Origin of the sequence: Nannocystis exedens, assembly GCF_002343915.1 — a bacterium.
Taxonomy (GTDB): domain Bacteria; phylum Myxococcota_A; class Polyangia; order Nannocystales; family Nannocystaceae; genus Nannocystis; species Nannocystis exedens.
This window is the reverse complement of record NZ_NETK01000001.1, coordinates 6343044-6359011: the sequence shown is the minus strand read 5'-3', so window position 1 is coordinate 6359011 and position 15968 is coordinate 6343044. Positions and strand designations below refer to the sequence as shown.

The following is a 15968-nucleotide window of genomic DNA, read 5'->3' as shown; positions in this document are numbered from 1 at the left end:
TGTCCCCGGCGGCAATTTTCGTCGGCGCCGCCCGCTGACGCTCCCGCGTCGCGTCGCGGCCGCTCGTGCAGCGCCTCGGCGAAACGACGCGCGCGCCGACGACCGCCGCCGGCAGCAGCGTCTCGCTCGGGTCGCTCACCGCCTCGCCCGGCGCCGGGGCCCTCGCGCGAATTCGCCCCCTGGCACGAACGGCCCCCGCAGCCCCCCTGGGCCGCGAATTTCGCCCCCGCAATTTTTCCCGCGGCTGCGGCGACTCCAGGCGTGGACGGTATCGCCCAACATGTACAGCCCAGCGAACATCTCTTCGAGAGCGCGCGCGCGAGCCCTGGCGGGGCTGACCTGCGCGGCGCTGTTCGTCCTCCCGGAGCGGCCCGCGGCGGCGCTCTCCTGTGACGGCCCGGTGTGGGAGTCCGACTGGTCGATGCCCGGCTCGCTGCGCGACCCGACCACCGAGTTCCCGGTCGACGTCGAGTTCTGGGAGCTGCGCAGCTGCGCCTACAGCTTCGAGGTGCCCTCCGGGTGCCGGCTGGAGCGCGGCGACGACGTCATCCCGGTCGCGGTCGAGGTCGACGGCGCCGACCACTGCGACGTCGAGCCCTCGTACGTCAGCGACGGCAACTACCCCGACGCGATCGTCCGCTACGTGCCCGAGCGGCCGATGATCCCCAACCGGGCCTACGTGCTCGCGTGCGACGCCAACGGTCCGCAGGCCAACGACGAGCAGGGCGAGTACACGGTCGTGCGCTCGCGCCTCGACCCCGCGCCGGCGGCCGCCCCGGGCGCGCTGGACGACATCGAGCTCGAGTTCAAGCGCGGCGACGACGGCTGCTGCGCCACCGGCAGCTACCTCGAGCTGCGGCTCGACCACGAGCAGCCGTGGCTGCGCGAGGGCGGCTACGTCGAGGTGCTCTACGACGACGGCCAGGTGTTCGCGGTCGACGGGCCCAACTCCTGGTCGGGCGCGATCGAGATGCCGCCGACCGAGGGCGGCCTCGATCTCACGCCCGTCGCCGCCGACGGCACGCGCGGCGAGACGCTGCGCCTCGATCGCGGGGACTACGACCGCGAGCTCATCTACATCCCCTGCGCCGTCAGCGGCGGCAACGCCTCGCCGCTGGCCCTGTGGCTGCTCGCCCCGCTGCTGTGGATCGGCGCGCACGGCCGCCGCCGCCGCGCCGCCGGAGGTGCGTCATGATCCTTACCCATGTCCTTTTCACCATGTCTCTCGTAACAGGTCTGTTCGGACAGCTCCAGGCGCCGGCCGCCGACGCCGCCGTGGCCGTCCCGTCCCCGCCTGCCGCCGGCGCTCCCGCGGCGCCCGTCGCCCCCGCGCCCGCCACGGCGACTGCGCCCGCGCCCGTCGCTCCTGCGGCGGCCGACGTGCCGCCCGCCCCGGCCCCGGACGGCGCCCCCGCCGACCCCTACGCCGCCCCGCCGGCCGCGCCCGCCTATGGCCATCAGGACATGTCCCTTCCGCCAGCCTATCCGCCCGCCCCGGCGCCCGCGGCCAAGTCGCGGTTCGTGTTCGCCTTCCTGCCGGGCCCCACGTTCGGGATCAGCTACTTGCCCTCGGCCAACCTCCCGTTCTTCTTCGGCGGCCGGCTGAGGCGCAGCCCGTGGGCCCTGGGCTTTCAGTTCACGGTGTCGACCGGGCTCGCCGAGCGCTACGTCTCCGGGCTCCTCACCCACCGCTATCACATCACCGGCCTGACCAGCTTCGGCGCGCGCGGTCGCGGCTTCGCCAGCGTCGGCGGCGGCTTCGCGGTCCGCTTCCTCTCGCCGATGGTCGAGGTCGAGGGCCGGGTCGGCTACCGCTTCGGCTCGTCCCGCCGCGGGATCGTCGGCGGGATGGTCCGCCTCGGCTACGACTTCGCCCACCGCGAGGGCCTCCCGGTCCCGCAGGTCGGCGCCTTCATCGGCGTCTGCACGTTCTGAGTTACCCACCGGCTGGCGCCGACCCGCGGGGATGAAACGGCCCTGGAACCCTCGCGGGAGGCCGATGGCGGGCTTGGCGCGGATTCGCACACTGGGTTAGCTTTGCCGCGAATGCCGGCAAAGAGGTCGTTCACGCACTGGCGCAGGGTGAGCCCGTTTCTGAGTTGGACCGGAGGGCCCGTGAGCACCCTTGTTTGCGAGCAGCGGGTCCTGGGACTCGCTGGAGCGCGTTTGAGAGACTTCGAGTTAGGGGCCCTCGCGCCGGCGTTCTTCACGGAGGAACGTCATGGAAGTGATGTACGGGACGTGCGCGGGCATGGATGTCCACAAGGACAGCATCGTCGCCTGCGTGCGGTGCATGAAGGGCAACAAGGTCGACCGGGAGGTTCGAACCTTCGGCACGAGCACTTCGGAGTTGATCGGGCTGGGCGATTGGCTCGAGGACCGCGGCTGCGTCATCGCAGTGATGGAGGCGACGGGCGTGTACTGGAAGCCCGTCTGGGCCGTGCTCACGGGCCGTGTCGAGCTGGTGCTGGCGAACGCGCACGAAGTCCGCAACGTGCCCGGGCGCAAGACCGACATGAACGACGCGATGTGGCTCGCGGACTTGATCGCACACGGGCTCGTGCGCGCGAGCTTCGTGCCACCCGAGCCGATCGCGGATCTGCGGGACTTGACCCGGACGCGGAAGCAGCTCTCGCGCGAGGTCGTCGAGCACACGCAGCGGATCCAGAAGGTGCTGGAGACCTGCAACATCAAGCTCGCGTCGGTCGCCTCCAACATCCTCGGGAAGAGCGGGCGGGCGATGCTCGAGGCGATGGTCGCCGGCGAGAGCGACCCGGAGAAGCTCGCGGGGCTTGCTCGTGGGACGCTGAAGGCCAAGCGCGGCAAGCTCATGGAGGCGCTCCACGGCCGCGTGCGCGACCATCACCGGATGCTCATCTCGACGCATCTCCGGCTCATCGACGCCCTGCAGGCGTCGATCGCCGATGTCGAGAAGCGGATCGAGGCCGAGCTCCGCCCTTTTTCTGAAGCCGTCGAACTGCTCCAGACGATCCCTGGAGTCGGAACGACGGCCGCGCAGGCCATCATCGCGGAGGTCGGCGTCGATATGAACCGCTTCCGCTCGGCCGGTCACCTGCGCTCCTGGGCAGGTCTGTGTCCACGCATGGACGAGAGCGCCGGCAAGCGCCGCTCCAACCGCATGCGCAAGGGCAACGCGTGGCTCAAGACGATGCTTATCCAGTGTGCCTGGTCGAGCATCCGCGGGGAGGGCTATCTCCGGGCGCTCTTCCTCCGCGTCCGAGCGCGGCAAGGCAAGAAGAAGGCGATCGGAGCCGTTGCCGCGGCGATCCTCACCGCAGTCCACGGGATCCTCCGCGACCACGAGCCCTACCGCGACCTCGGTGCCGAGCACTTCAACCGCAACGACCGCCAGCGCACCGCATCACGACTCGCGCGCCGCATCCGCAGCCTCGGCTACGAAGTCGAGATGCGCCCGGCGGCCTGATCGTCCGCGCCCCGCAGGCCTGGGCCCCGCGACGAGAAGACGTCCTGCGAACCAGGCCCGGGCCGCGCGGAGAGGGCCGTTTCTTGAGAGCCGCGCCGACGGCCGCATGTCTTAGCCTATGCTTATTTAGCCGCGACAGGCGCCGGTCCGACGTGGGGCGTGGGCCGGTGCCTGTCCTTTTGTACATGCTCGGACCCCGCGGTCGTCAGGCACCGGACGGCGCGCGCCGCGCCGGTGCCTGTCCTTTCGGGCATCTTTCTTGGGTGCACGCTCACTTGGCGAGGAACCAGCTCGTGCCGGTGACCGTGCGGACGAGCGCGGCGATCGTCGCCTTCGGGTCCGGGTCGCGCGACAGGCGGTAGCCGGGGGTGCGCATCGCCGCCGGGAGCAGCGGGCGCAGCAGGTTGTTGAGCTGCTGCTCGCCCTCCTCGACCAGCTTGCCGCGGAGCAGCCCGGCGAGCACCCCGTCGCGCTCGAGGTCGAGGTGGAACGACGCGTCGTCGAAGCTGTAGGACACGCCGGCGAACTTGTAATCGAGCACCGTCGCGCCGTCGATCTCGATCGGCGGGTCGGCGGTGACGATCAGGCCGTGCTCGCCGAGGCGGACCACCAGCATCGTGTCCGCCGGCAGCAGCACGCGGGCCAGCTTCGAGTCGAAGAGCACCCGGCGGCCCTCCTCGTCGACCGGGAAGCGGTCGAGCAGGGCGGCCACTGCCGATTCGTCCGAGTCCGCCGCGGCCGGCTCGTAGCCGGCGACGAGGCGCCGCACCAGCGCCTCGACCAGCGCGTTCTCCAGCTGGCCGAATTCGCCGATCTGGACCTCGCCGGACTCGAGGTGATAGCGCGCGCCGGTGAAGTCGAGGCGCATGCGCAGGCCCGGCACGTCGCACTGCAGCCCGCGCTGGCTGGCGACCGCGACCTCGCGGCGGTTCGCGCTCACCGTCAGCACGTCGCCCGGCTGCACGTGGACCAGCACGTTGGCGAAGCCGCCGGGGAGCTGGGCGTGCAGCACCGTGATCCGGCCCGGGTCGGGCTCGGGCATCGGCGGCTGCGGCAAGATCCGCAGGCCCAGCCGCTGCATGAACGCCGGCAGCCGCGGGATCACCAGCACGCGCAGCAGGTCGGCCAGGATCGCCTCGGTGTGCGGGCTGACCGGCGCCGGCTCGCGGTAGTACCGCTCCTCGATCCCCGCCACCCGGAGCTGCACCGACCCGTCGGCGAACCGGTAGGCCGCCTCGTGGAAGGTGAACGCCGGCAGCTCGGCCAGCGCCGGGCCGCGCAGGCGCGCGCCGGCGGGCGAACGCAAGGCGACGCCGTCGGCGTCGAGGCTGAGCTCGATCGCGGCGCCGGTGGGCGTGCAGAGCTCGATCGGTCCCCACTCGCTGTGGGCGCCGAAGGCGACCAGGATGTCCTCGCCGGCGGTGGCGTGGTGCGCCGGCCAGAACCACGGCAGCACGCGCGCGAGCATGCCCCTCACGACATGGCTCAAGAGCCAGTTGTCGAGCTCGCCGGCCTGCGGTCGGCTCGTCAGCTCGACGGTGAACGGCATCTGGGAGACCTTCGCGCCGAGGGTGTCGAGGTGGACGCCGAGGTCGGGCAGGCGGACGACGCAGCCCTCGCCGAAGTCGAGGCGGGCGCCGTCGCGGCCCAGCGTGGCGGTGAGCGGGCGCTGGCGGTCGACGTGGACGGTCAGCGGGCCGACGACCGGCAGCTCGAGCAGGCCGACGGGCGCCGACGCGGGCGCGGGCGGCAGCGGCGGCGGCGGCCACGGCTGCGGCAGGCCGAGCCGCTCGGCCAGCGCGTGCAGCACGACCTTGGGGGTGAAGTGCGCGTGGAGGCGGCGGACCAGCGCGTGCAACAGCGGCCCCGCCGGCGGCTGCGTGACCAGCTCGATCTGCTCGCCGTCGGGGCGCCAGCGGACCGCCTCGACCGCGAACTCGCCGATCAGCGACTCGCCGACCGGGCGCACCTGCAGCGGCGCGGTGGCGCCGACCACCAGCGCGCCGGCGACCCGGGCCACGGTGAGCGACGCGCCGGGCGGGAGCACCAGGTCGAACGCCAGCCCGAGCTTCTCGCCGAGGAAGTTGGCCATGACCTGTCGCAAGAGCCAGGTCTTGCTCGGGTCGGCGTCGGGCCACAGCGGCACGACCTTGCGCAGCGCCGGCAGGACGAACGTCTCGAGGCTGGCGGTGGCGAGGGTGACCAGGTAGTCGCCGGCCGGCGGCGACGAGTCGATCACCAGCTCGCGCCGCGGCAGGTCGTAGCGGGCGCTGCGGAGCTCGAGCATCAGGCCGAGGTCGCGGGCGACCAGAAACAGCCCGCGCTCGCTGCGGGCCGACAGCTCGGCCGGCCCGAGCGAGCCCCCCAGCGTGTCCTGCGGGTCCATGCGCAGCTCGAGCCGCCCGAGCGCCGGCAGCGACAGGTTCAGCACCTCGACCGAGAACCGCGACAGCCGCTCCTCGTCGAGCACCGGCGCCTCCTGCTTGCGCAGGCCGAGCCAGCCCGGCGCGCGCGGGGCGACCTCGGTGCGGGCCATCGCCGTCAGCACCGCCTGCCCGAACTCGCCGAGCCCCGGGTCGCCGTCGATCTCGAGCGCGCCGTCCTCCCAGCGGTAAACGATCCGCCGCAGCTCCGCCCGCGGCAGCTGCCAGGCCCCCGGGAAGGCCAGCGACAGCCCGCCCGGGGCGGTCAGCACCAGCGCGTCCTCGGTGTGCCGCAGCTCGACGTCGAAGCCCGCGCGCGTGTGGGCCTGGATGTGCTCGCCGCCGGCCGGCTGGCGCCACAGCACGTGGTGCTCGCTGCCCTGCGGCGGCGGCAGCACGCCGCGCTCGCGCAGCCAGCGGGCCGGCACGATCGGCGCGAGGTACTCGTCGGACGCGCGCTGCACGATCGCCTCGAGCAGCGGCCCGAGCGGCGGCTCGGTCTGCAGGTCGACGATCGGCACGTCGTCCTGGTCGTAGTGGATCCGCGAGCGCACCAGGCGGAGCTCGGCCAGCTCGGGGAACTGATCGGAGTAGAGGTAGATCCCGCGCGGGGCGTCGAGCCGCAGGCCGTCCTCGGCCTTGATCACGGCGACGTCGCCGCCGCGATCGGTGGCGATCGCCAGCGAGCTGAACGGCCCGAGGGGGATGGTGAACAGCGCGCGGGTGGCCTCCGGCGGCTCGTCGGCGGAGATCCGCAGGGTCGCCAGGGCGGCCGCGATCGCCGCCTTCGCGCCCGAGAACAGGCTCGCGGTCCCGCCGGCCCGCTCGCGCGCGCGCGGGTGGCCCGGCGTGCCCTCGGCGCCGGCGAGGGGCTGCGACTCGCCTTCCTGCAGCGCGTGGTCGTCGGCGCGCAGGCGGTGGACGAGCTCGACGAGGTGCTCGCGCCGCTCGGGGTCGGCGAACAGGTCGTAGCCGGGCTGGCCCATGGCCTCGGGCAGGCGCTTGCGCAGCCAGCGAGTGGCCTGCTTGGCGGCCGCGCGCACCAGCGCCCGCCGCACCGGGCCCAGCGGTTCGCTGACGACCTCGACGGTCGCGGTGGCGAACTCGTAGCGGACGCGCAGCACGGAAAAGCTGAGCCCGATGGCGCGGATCAGCAGCGGCCGCGACACCGCGAGCTCGAGCGCGTCGCCCCGCACCTCGACCGAGAGGATGGCGAGCGGGTCGAGGCTGGCGACCACGCCGGGGAAGCGGCGGCGGAACTTGAAATGCCCCGCCTCCACCTCGCCGCGGAACAGCCGGGCCGCGGCCGCGTGCAGCATGCTCCCGCCCGGACTCCAGCCGAGGGCGTGCCGCAGCACGCTGCACAGCGCGACCGCGAACGCGCGCGGGAGGAAGGCGCCGAAGCCGTCGCTGTCGGCCTCGACCACGCCGTCGACGAGGTCGACGTAGAGCCGCCGCAGCCGCGCCGACGGCAGCTCGACCGGCCTCACCTCGAGGCCGCTGCCGAATTGCAGCTCGACCGCGTCGGCGTCGATCTCGAGGCGCAGCGGCTGACCCAGCCCGAGGGCGACGTCGACGTCGCCGACGAGCGGGACGGTCAGCCGCCCGAAATCCTCGCGCGGCGATACGGCGGCGGTCTCGTACTCCCCGGACGTCCGGACCTCGTGGTGGACTGGCTGCGGCTGCGGATGCGGCATGGCCACGATGTAGTCGGCAATGTCGCGGGCGCTCGTGTCAAAGGCCACGTCGCGCCGGAGCGGACGCCAGGACCGCTTCACCGCGTCGAGCTCGCGATCGCCGGGGGACGCGTCGCAAGCTGCGCAGCGCCTCGCCTGCGGCGGTCGTATCAATTTCACCGCGGCCCGCTTGCCGTTCGTCGGAGATCGCCAACCATTCCCCGGCGGACCCTCCGCTCGAGGTGCCGCCAATGACGGAGATCGCCGACAAGCTGGCGAAGGTTCGCCGCGAGCTGCACGCGTCGCAGCTGGCGGCCGCGCGCCTGCGGGGGTCCGACTGGTTCGCGTGGGCGACCGCCGGCGGCTCGAGCGTCGTGCTGGCGACCAGCGAGACCGGGGTCGCCGAGGTCCTGATCACCGCCGACGAGGCGTGGGTGCTGACCGACGCGATCGAGCACGACCGGCTGCAGGCCGAGGAAATCGCGGAGCTGCCGATCTGGTCGCACCCGTGGGCGACGCCGGAGCCGCGCGAGCAGTTCGTCGCCCGCTGCGCCGCCGGCGGCCGCGTCGCCTCCGATCGCCCGCAGGCCGACGAGCTCCCGCTGCCAAGCCCGCTGGCGCGCGCGCGCTGGTCGCTGACCGGACCGGAGCAGGAGCGCTACCGCAGGCTCGGACGCGCGGCCGCCCAGGCGATGACGGCGGCGCTGCAGGCGGCCCGCCCGGAGTGGACGGAGCTGCAGCTCGCCGGCGCCGGCAGCGAGGCGCTGTGGTCGCGCGGCATCGAGCCCGCGCTGATCCTCGTGGCCGGCGAGCGCCGCCTGCCGCTCCATCGCCACCCGACCCCGCGCGACGAGCCGCTCGGCGCCCGCGCGATGATGGTGTTCTGCGCCCGCCGCCACGGGCTCTACGCCTGCTTCACGCGGCACCTGTACTTTCGGACACCCACGCCCGAGGAGCGCCGCGCCGCCGCCGTCGTCGCCGAGGTCGAGGCCGCGGCGTTCGCCGCCTCGGTGCCGGGCACCCCGCTGTCGGCGGTGCTCGCGGCGATGACCGCCGCCTACGCGCGCGCGGGCCAGCCCGGGGCGGAGGCGGCCCACCACCAGGGCGGCCCGTGCGGCTACGCGGCGCGCGAGGCCATCGCCCGCCCGGGCAATTCCGAGTCTCTCGCCGAGGACGGCGCGGTCGCCTGGAACCCCTCGCTGCCGGGCACGAAGATCGAGGACACCGCGCTGCTCCACGGCGGCGCGCTCGAGTTCGTCACCGTCGACCCGGCGTGGCCGACCGTGTCGGTCCACGGACGCCCGCGGCCCGACCTGCTGGTCCGCTGATTCCGCGCAGACCGGCGTGAACGGCGAAACGAGCGACCATCGCAGGCGCGCCTCGATCTGCGGGTCCGCCGATTCGGCGCAGGCCGGCGTGAACGCCGAAAGAAACGACCACGGGCGCCCATGAAGGCGCGCCCGTGGTCGGGCCCCCGATCGGACACAGCGATGACCGATGGCAACGCGGCCATCGCCACCCACCATACAAGCAGGCCCTCGCCCTCGCGCAACGTCGCGCGTCGATCTCTCGGCCGCCGCGATCGTCGCTGGCCGATCTGCCGCGACGGATCGGCGCGAGGCCGCAGCGGCCCCTCCGCGCTGGGAAATCCCCGGGTAGCAGACGTCGAGACAGCCGTGACCCGACGCGGCGCCGGCGCGGCAGCGCTGCGGGGCCGGTGCACCGCTCCGCCGGCGCCGCATCGCCGCATGACCTTCCAAACATGTCCGAATAAGCATATTCACAATGCCGACCTCGACGGCCCGGCGAGGAGAAGCCGCCGGCTCCAAGACAGTTCCGCGGCGTCCCTTCGACGGTCCGGCGAGATCGCCGTCCCCGCCGCTCCTTCGCAAAACTTCAGGACATGCTCCATAGGACATGTCCACAACATCGACCTTCGCGGCCGGTGAGGCCGTTGCCCGCGTCGCTCCTTCGTCCGGCGAGCGGCGCCCCTCGTCGAGCGCGGACCGGCGGCCCGCGACGCGCGACGGGCTCAGCCGCGCGGGCGACCGTCCGACGCGCGGGCGGCATTGCCGAGCCGGCACGAGCGAGTATGACTGCTTGATGCGCAACAGGGAGATCGGCCCGCGCCAGGACGAGCCGCAGGAGCCCCCCGCGCAGCTCGCCAACATCTTCTTCGCCGAGGCGAACATGATCCTGCCGGGGTTGCTGTCGTTGCTCGGACTCCAGGTGATCAGCACCCTCAACGACGTCTTCCTCAAGCAGCTCGGACCGGTCGAGCACGGCCTGCACCTCGCCGCCTTCATCCTGCTCGCCGAGGGCCTCGCGCTGGTCGTGACGCCGGCGGCCTATCACCGGCAGACGGCCGGTACGGCATCCCGGCCAACTTCGCCAGGCTCGCCACCATCGACGCGACCCTCGGCCTGGTAACGCTCATGCTGGCGGTCTCGATCGACCTCTATCTTCTCATCCCCTCGCTCCTCACCAAGAGCGTGGCGATCTCGGTGCTCCTGTCCGGCTCGCGGCTCGCCGTGTTCGTCGCGCTGTGGTTGGTGTTTCCCCCAGGGGGGTCGCGGCTCGCCGTCGCGCGCAGGCATCCGACGAGCGATCGTGCGGCGGCCAGGCCGCCCGCGCGAGCGGCGATGAGTGGAGCTCCGCTAAAAATTCGTGCGGCCCATCGGGTCGCTGCCTCTGCTTTGGTGAAGCTTCGAGGAAGCGTGAAGCGAGGGAGCGACCGCCGACCGGGACAGCTCTCCTTCGCGTCCGTCCTCGCGTCGGTGGCGCCTCGTCGATCAGCGGATCCGCGGGCGCAGCGGCGGGGTGCCGTCCTTTTCGCGCTCGAGGTCCTCACGATCGTCGTATTCGTCCTGGTTGCGCCGGTCGCGGATCCACCGCAGCGGGCGCTCGTCACCCGGCCACGAGGGCGCCCGCTCTTCCTCGCGCCGGGGGTCTTGCTCGTTCGACATGGGAATCGCTCCAATTCGTTCGTGGACGAGGTCCACCGAGCCGACAAGCGGCCGCGGGCGCACACCGAGCGTCATGATCCATCGATCGGTCCGGCGAAGGGCGACACAGGCTCGCTCCGCGTCCTCCGCCAGCGGTCGTGAGGGATCGGGCTCGCCCGCGCTCGCGCCCGCCGCCCGCCCGCACGCTTCGCCGGCTCGCGTCGACGGCGCCTCGCTCTTGGGCCTCAGGCTCCCGGCTCGCATCGTCCGGCGCTTCGCCGGCTCGGCCGAATGTCGAGACTTCGACGCTCCCGCGCCGGAACGTCGACACCGCTCCGCTCGGCGGGCCTCAAGATCGAGCGCGGGTCCTCGCACTCCCCCGCGGCCGAGGCGCCATTGCGGCCTCAGGATCGCTCGACTTCGGCGCCTCGCCGAGCCGCAAGAGGACTCTCGGATGACGCCTCGACGCTGCCCTCACGACCCGGGCGAGCGCACGTTCGCGTCGAGCTCGCGTTCGGCCGCCGCGCGGGCGTCCTCGGCCTCCTCCGCCCGCGAGCGAGCCGCCGCCGCCGCGCGCTCGGCCTTCTCGGCGCGCTGCCTGGCCGCCTCGGCCGCCCGCTCGGCCTTTTGCGCCTCGCGCTCGGCCGTTCGCGCCGTCGCCTCCGCGCGCGCGGCCAGCTCCGCCAGGCGTCGCGCCTCGCGGGTCGCCTTCTCGTGGGCGCGTCGCAGCGTCGCCTGCTCCCGGCGCTCGGCCTGCTCGGCGCGCCGCTGCTCCGCCCGCTCGCGCTGCTGTTGCCGCCGCAGCTCGGCCTTCTCGGCCGCGCGCGCGGCCTTCTCGGCCGCTCGCTCGGCGCGCTCGCGCTTCGCTCGCTCGGCCTTCGTCGGCTCCTTCTCGGGCCCTGCCCCGCCCCGCCGCGTCTCCTCGCGCGCCTGCTTCGCGCGCTTCGCCGGCTTCTTCTTCGCCGCGCGCCGCTCCTCTTCCGCGGCCGCCTCCTCGACCTCGCGCTTCGCCGGCTTCTTCTTCGCCGCACGCCGCTCCGCTTCCTCGACCTCCTCTTCCTCGACCTCGCGCTTCGCCTTCTTCGCCGGCCGCTCCTCCTCTCCCGCTCGGGCCGCCGGGGCGCCGCCGAAGCTCGCCTCGAGCATCTGCATCACGTCGCCGAATTCGGCCGGCTCGAGCTCCGTGGCCAGCATGCCGCGGCGCAGCAGCGCCCGCTCGTGCTCGCTCGCCGTCGGCGCCGATTGCAGGGTGATGCGAATGCTGTCGAGGTGGTCGCCGGGCGTGCGGATGCCGGCCTCCGCGAGCACGTTGGTGGCCCGCTGCAACAGCTCCCACACCACGTCGTGGTGGGCCCGCATCGCCTCGCGCACCGCCGCGCCGCCGTGGGCGGAGCGCAGGCGTTCGCCGGCCCGCAGCAGCGCGTCGATGCGGCCCGGCCCGCGGCGCGCCAGTTGATTGACCGTCCACACCGCGGTGCTCGGCTTGCGCAGCGCCTTCACCCGCGTCGCCCCGGCGCTGTCGCCCCCGGCTCGCAGCTGCTTGGCCAGCGCGTCGCGCACCGCGGTGAATTCGGCCAGCGGCGCCGTGTACAGCGCGTCGAGCCCCGCCTCCACCGGATCGTCGCTGCTCCTGGCCCGCCGCGTCATCCCACCGTTCTCGTGGCCGAGGCCCGTCGCCGCGCCAGCAGGCGCCCGCTCGCCACCGGCCCGCCGCGGCCCAGCCCGCCGCGGCACGCCCCGCTTCCACGGCGGAGCCCGCGCACTGCCGCCGCGCGCGGCGATCGTTTACATGCTCGCCATCAGCTTCTTGAGCTCGGCCAGCGGCACTGGTTTGACCAGGTGCTGGTCGCAGCCGGCTTCCTTCGAGCGGGCCCGGTCGCTCTCCTGGCCCCAACCGGTGAGGGCGACGATGCGCATCGCGGCGCCCCACGGCTGCTGGCGGATCTGGCGGGTCGCGTCGTAGCCGTTGAGCCGCGGCATCCCCATGTCCATGAGGATGAGCTCGGGCCGGAACGACTCGGCCGCCGCCACCGCGGCCACCCCGTCGTGGGCCATCTCGACCCGGTGCCCGAGCAGCCGCAGCATCATCGCCATCGTCAGCGCCGAGTCCTCGTTGTCGTCGACGACCAGGACGCGCCGGCCGCCGCTGCTGTCGCGCTCGCCGTTCGGGCCGCCGGAGCTCGCGGTCGGCGGCTGCGGCTCGATCACCGGCAGCGTCACCGTGAACGCGCTGCCCATACCCGGGCCCGCGCTGTCGCAGGTGACCGTCCCGCCGTGCATCTCGACCAGCCCCTTGACCAGCGCCAGCCCGATCCCGAGGCCGCCGTTCGAGCGCTCGATCGAGCGATCGATCTGCGAGAACATGTCGAAGATGCTGGTCAGCGCCGCCCGCGGGATCCCGATCCCGTCGTCGCGGACCACCACGCTCACCTCGCCGTTCGAGCGCTCCGCGGTCAGGCGGATGTGCCCGCCGGGCGGCGTGTACTTGGCGCTGTTGGTCAGCAGGTTGCTGAACACCTGCGCCAGCCGGGTCAGGTCGGCGTCGAGGACCACCGGCCGCGGCGGCAACGAGACCTCGAGCGTGTGCCGGGCCGCGTCGATGAACGGGCGCGCCGTCTCGATCGCGTTGTTCACCACGTCGGCGAGCACGACCCGCGCCCGGCGCAGCTCCATCTTGTTGCGGCTGATCCGCGAGATGTCGAGCAGGTCGTCGATGAGCCGGACCATGTGGCCGAGCTGGCGGTCCATCACCGCCTGCGCGTGCTCCTGGATCGCCGGGTCGTCCGACAGCCGCAGCGCCTCGAGGCCGTTGCGGATCGGCGCCAGCGGGTTGCGCAGCTCGTGGGCCAGCAGCGCCAGGAACTCGTCCTTGCGCCGGTCCTGCTCGCGCAGCGCCGCGTTGAGGCGGGCGTTCTCGATCGCCACCGAGGTGATGTGCGCCAGCTGGACCAGCATGACCTCGTCGCTGTCGCCGAACCCGCCGTCGGCCTCGTCCCACAGCTGCACGAGGCCGAGGTTCTCGCCCTGGCGGTCGACGAACGGCGCGGCCAGCCAGCGACGCGGGGCGCCGCGGCCGTCGCTGCGGTTCGCCCGGCCCTCGCCGGCCAGGCGCAGCGGGCGCTGGCTGCGGCACACGAGGTCGACCAGCACCTCGACGCCCGCGGGCGCGCCGTACTCGCGGCGCACACCGTCGCCGGTGGTCGTCACCGCCAGCGGGCCGGTCGAGTCGTCGGCGCCGGTCAGGCTCGAGCAGGCATGACCGGCGCCGATGATCCGCCGCGCCTCCTCGGCGACGATCGCCAGCACGCTCTCGAGCGACTGCGCCGAGTGGATGGCGAGCGACGCGTCGGCGACCTGCCGGAGCATGTGGGCCTGCTCGCGCTCGCGCTCGAGCGCCTGCGACAGGCGCTGCTCGTCGCGCTTGTCCTCGGTGATGTCGACGGTCACCCCGTCGAAGCGGATCGGCGTGCCGTCAGCGGCGCAGACCGCCCCGCCGACCGCGCGGATCCACTTGATCGCGCCGGACTCGGGGTCGACCGTGCGATAGACGGTGTCGTACGGCGCGAGCTCGCGGATCGACGCGTCGATCATCGTGCGCGTGCGCTCGCGGTCCTCGGGGTGCATCCGCTCGTAGAACGTGTCGATGGTGACGCGCGCCGACGGCGGCAGCCAGAAGTGCTCCTTGACCCGCGCGTCCCACTGCAGCTCGTCGAACGGCAGGTCGCAGTACCAGAAGCCGACGCCCGACAGGCGGACCGCGAAGTCGAGGCGCGCGCGGCTGTCGGCCAGCGCCCGCTCGGCGACGGCGCGCTCCGTGACGTCGCGGCTGACGGCGAGGTGGTTCCAGCCGCCGCCCGGCGCCGGCAGCGGCACCGCGGTGCTCTCCATGTGCCGCCGGGTGCCGCGCAGGCCGACCACGTCGAACGCAAGGTTGCCCCGCTCGCCGCGGCACACGCGTTCGTGGAAGGCGCGGAAGGCCGCGCGGTCCTCCGGGGCGACGATGCCGAAGACGGACTGGCCGAGCACCGCGTCCTCGTCGGCCTCGATGATGCCCAGCCCGGCCGAGTTCATCTGCAGCACCGTGCCGTCGGGCGCGACCAGCTTGACGCACTCCGGCGTGGCCTCGACGATGGCCCGGTAGCGGGCCTCGCTGTCGCGCAGGCGCCGGTCCGCGCGGGTCCGCTCGAGCGCCTCCCAGCAGCGGTCGGCCACCGTGCGCACCAGCGTCACCTCGTCGGGGCGCCAGCGCCGCGGCGTCTTGCTGTGGGCCGCCATCGCCGCAATGAATTTTCCGTGCTTGTGCAACGGCACGCAGACGACCGCCTGGATCTGCGTGGCCCGGTAGGCCGGGCGCTGGGCCTCGTCGAGGCGCGGGTCGGCGTCGACGTCCTCGACCACGAACGGCTCGTGGGCCTCCATCGCCGCCGTGAGCGCCGGGCCGAACGAGCCCACCGGCCAGCGGCCGACGATGCTGGGCACGCCGCGCGAGTGGTCGCCGGTGATCACGAACGTCGCCTCGTCCTCGACCTCGGCGTAGGCGCAGCGGTCGACGTCGAGGTGCTCGGCGAGCAGGCGCGCCGTGACGGCCAGGACCTCTTCGGGCTCCGTCTGCGCCTGGGTCGCGGCCGCGAGCTCGGCGAGGAAGCGGTGCCGCCCCTCGCTGGCCCGCAGCGCCGCCTGCGCCTGCTTCTGCGCCGTGATGTCGCGGGCGATCTTCGACGCGCCGACGACCTGGCCCTCGCTGTCGTGCAGCGGCGAGACCGTGAGCGAGATGTCCAGCCGGCGGCCGTCCTTGGCCACGCGCACGGTCTCGAACCACTCGACACGCTCGCCGCGGACCAGCCGGGCGATGATCTGCCGCTCCTCGTCGAGCCGCTCGGGCGGGATGATCATCGTGATCGATCGGCCCACCGCCTCGGCGGCGGTGTAGCCGAACAGCCGCTCGGCGCCGGCGTTCCAGGTGCGGATGATGGTGTCGAGCGTCTTGCTGACGATCGCGTCCTCCGAGGACGCGACGATCGCCGCCAGGCGCGCTTGCGCCTCCTCGGCCCGCCGGCGCTCGCTGACGTCGCGGAACACGAGGACGGCCCCCACCGCCCGGCCCTCGCCGTCGCGGATCGGCGCGGCGCTGTCGTCGATCGGGCGCTCGCTGCCGTCGCGGGCGATCAGGCAGGTGTGATTCGCCAGGCCGACCACGACCCCGTCGCGCAGGGCCCTCAGCGCCGGGTTCTCGACCGTCTGGCGCGTGCGCTCGTGGACGATGTGGAACACCTCGGTCAGCGGGCGCCCGACCGCCTCGCTCGTCGACCAGCCGGTCAGCGTCTCGGCGACCGGGTTGAGGTAGGTGACGCGGCCGTCGACGTCGGTGCTGATGACGGCGTCGCCGATGCTGGCGAGGGTGATCTGCAGCCGTTCGCGCTCTCGCGCGAGCTCGTCGTCGTCGCGCGTCATCATCGACTCGCGCGCGCCGCCCGCGAGC

General features: G+C 73.5%; 9 protein-coding genes. 5 read left to right on the top strand and 4 right to left on the bottom strand.

What is annotated here, in order from left to right; translation table 11 throughout:
* Positions 1–280: 280 nt before the first annotated feature.
* The 3 genes from NAEX_RS24985 to NAEX_RS24975 all read left to right on the top strand — a co-directional run bounded on the left by NAEX_RS24985 (position 281) and on the right by NAEX_RS24975 (position 3445).
* Positions 281–1195, top strand: coding sequence for a hypothetical protein (locus tag NAEX_RS24985; RefSeq protein ID WP_096329991.1), 915 nt, complete (start codon positions 281–283; stop codon positions 1193–1195).
* Positions 1196–1218: 23 nt separating this feature from the next.
* Entirely contained in the window at positions 1219–1935 is a 717-nt protein-coding gene (locus tag NAEX_RS48240) for a hypothetical protein (RefSeq protein ID WP_143141397.1), read from the top strand.
* Positions 1936–2221: 286 nt separating this feature from the next.
* Positions 2222–3445, top strand: coding sequence for an IS110 family RNA-guided transposase (locus tag NAEX_RS24975; protein ID WP_096326511.1), 1224 nt, complete (start codon positions 2222–2224; stop codon positions 3443–3445).
* Between the two features lie 271 nt (positions 3446–3716).
* Here NAEX_RS24975 and NAEX_RS24970 read toward each other — a convergent pair whose 3' ends face one another.
* Positions 3717–7565, bottom strand: a complete 3849-nt coding sequence (locus tag NAEX_RS24970) for a hypothetical protein (protein ID WP_143141344.1) — start codon at positions 7563–7565, stop codon at positions 3717–3719.
* 230 nt (positions 7566–7795) lie between these two features.
* Here NAEX_RS24970 and NAEX_RS24965 point away from each other — a divergent pair, with 230 nt between their 5' ends.
* A complete protein-coding gene (locus tag NAEX_RS24965) occupies positions 7796–8872 on the top strand; it encodes a M24 family metallopeptidase (protein WP_096329989.1) in 1077 nt (358 codons plus the stop codon).
* Between the two features lie 775 nt (positions 8873–9647).
* A complete protein-coding gene (locus tag NAEX_RS24960; protein WP_096329988.1) occupies positions 9648–9974 on the top strand; it encodes a hypothetical protein in 327 nt (108 codons plus the stop codon).
* A 362-nt stretch (positions 9975–10336) separates the two neighbouring features.
* Here the strand turns inward: NAEX_RS24960 and NAEX_RS50660 are convergent, their stop codons facing one another.
* From NAEX_RS50660 to NAEX_RS24950, 3 genes are all read right to left on the bottom strand, one after another.
* On the bottom strand, positions 10337–10510 hold the full coding sequence (locus NAEX_RS50660; RefSeq protein ID WP_170135991.1) for a hypothetical protein: 174 nt from the start codon (positions 10508–10510) through the stop codon (positions 10337–10339).
* Positions 10511–10963: 453 nt separating this feature from the next.
* Positions 10964–12136, bottom strand: coding sequence for a hypothetical protein (locus NAEX_RS24955; protein WP_096329987.1), 1173 nt, complete (start codon positions 12134–12136; stop codon positions 10964–10966).
* Positions 12137–12274: 138 nt separating this feature from the next.
* On the bottom strand, positions 12275–15943 hold the full coding sequence (locus tag NAEX_RS24950) for a PAS domain S-box protein (RefSeq protein ID WP_096329986.1): 3669 nt from the start codon (positions 15941–15943) through the stop codon (positions 12275–12277).
* Between the last annotated feature and the right edge of the window lie 25 nt (positions 15944–15968).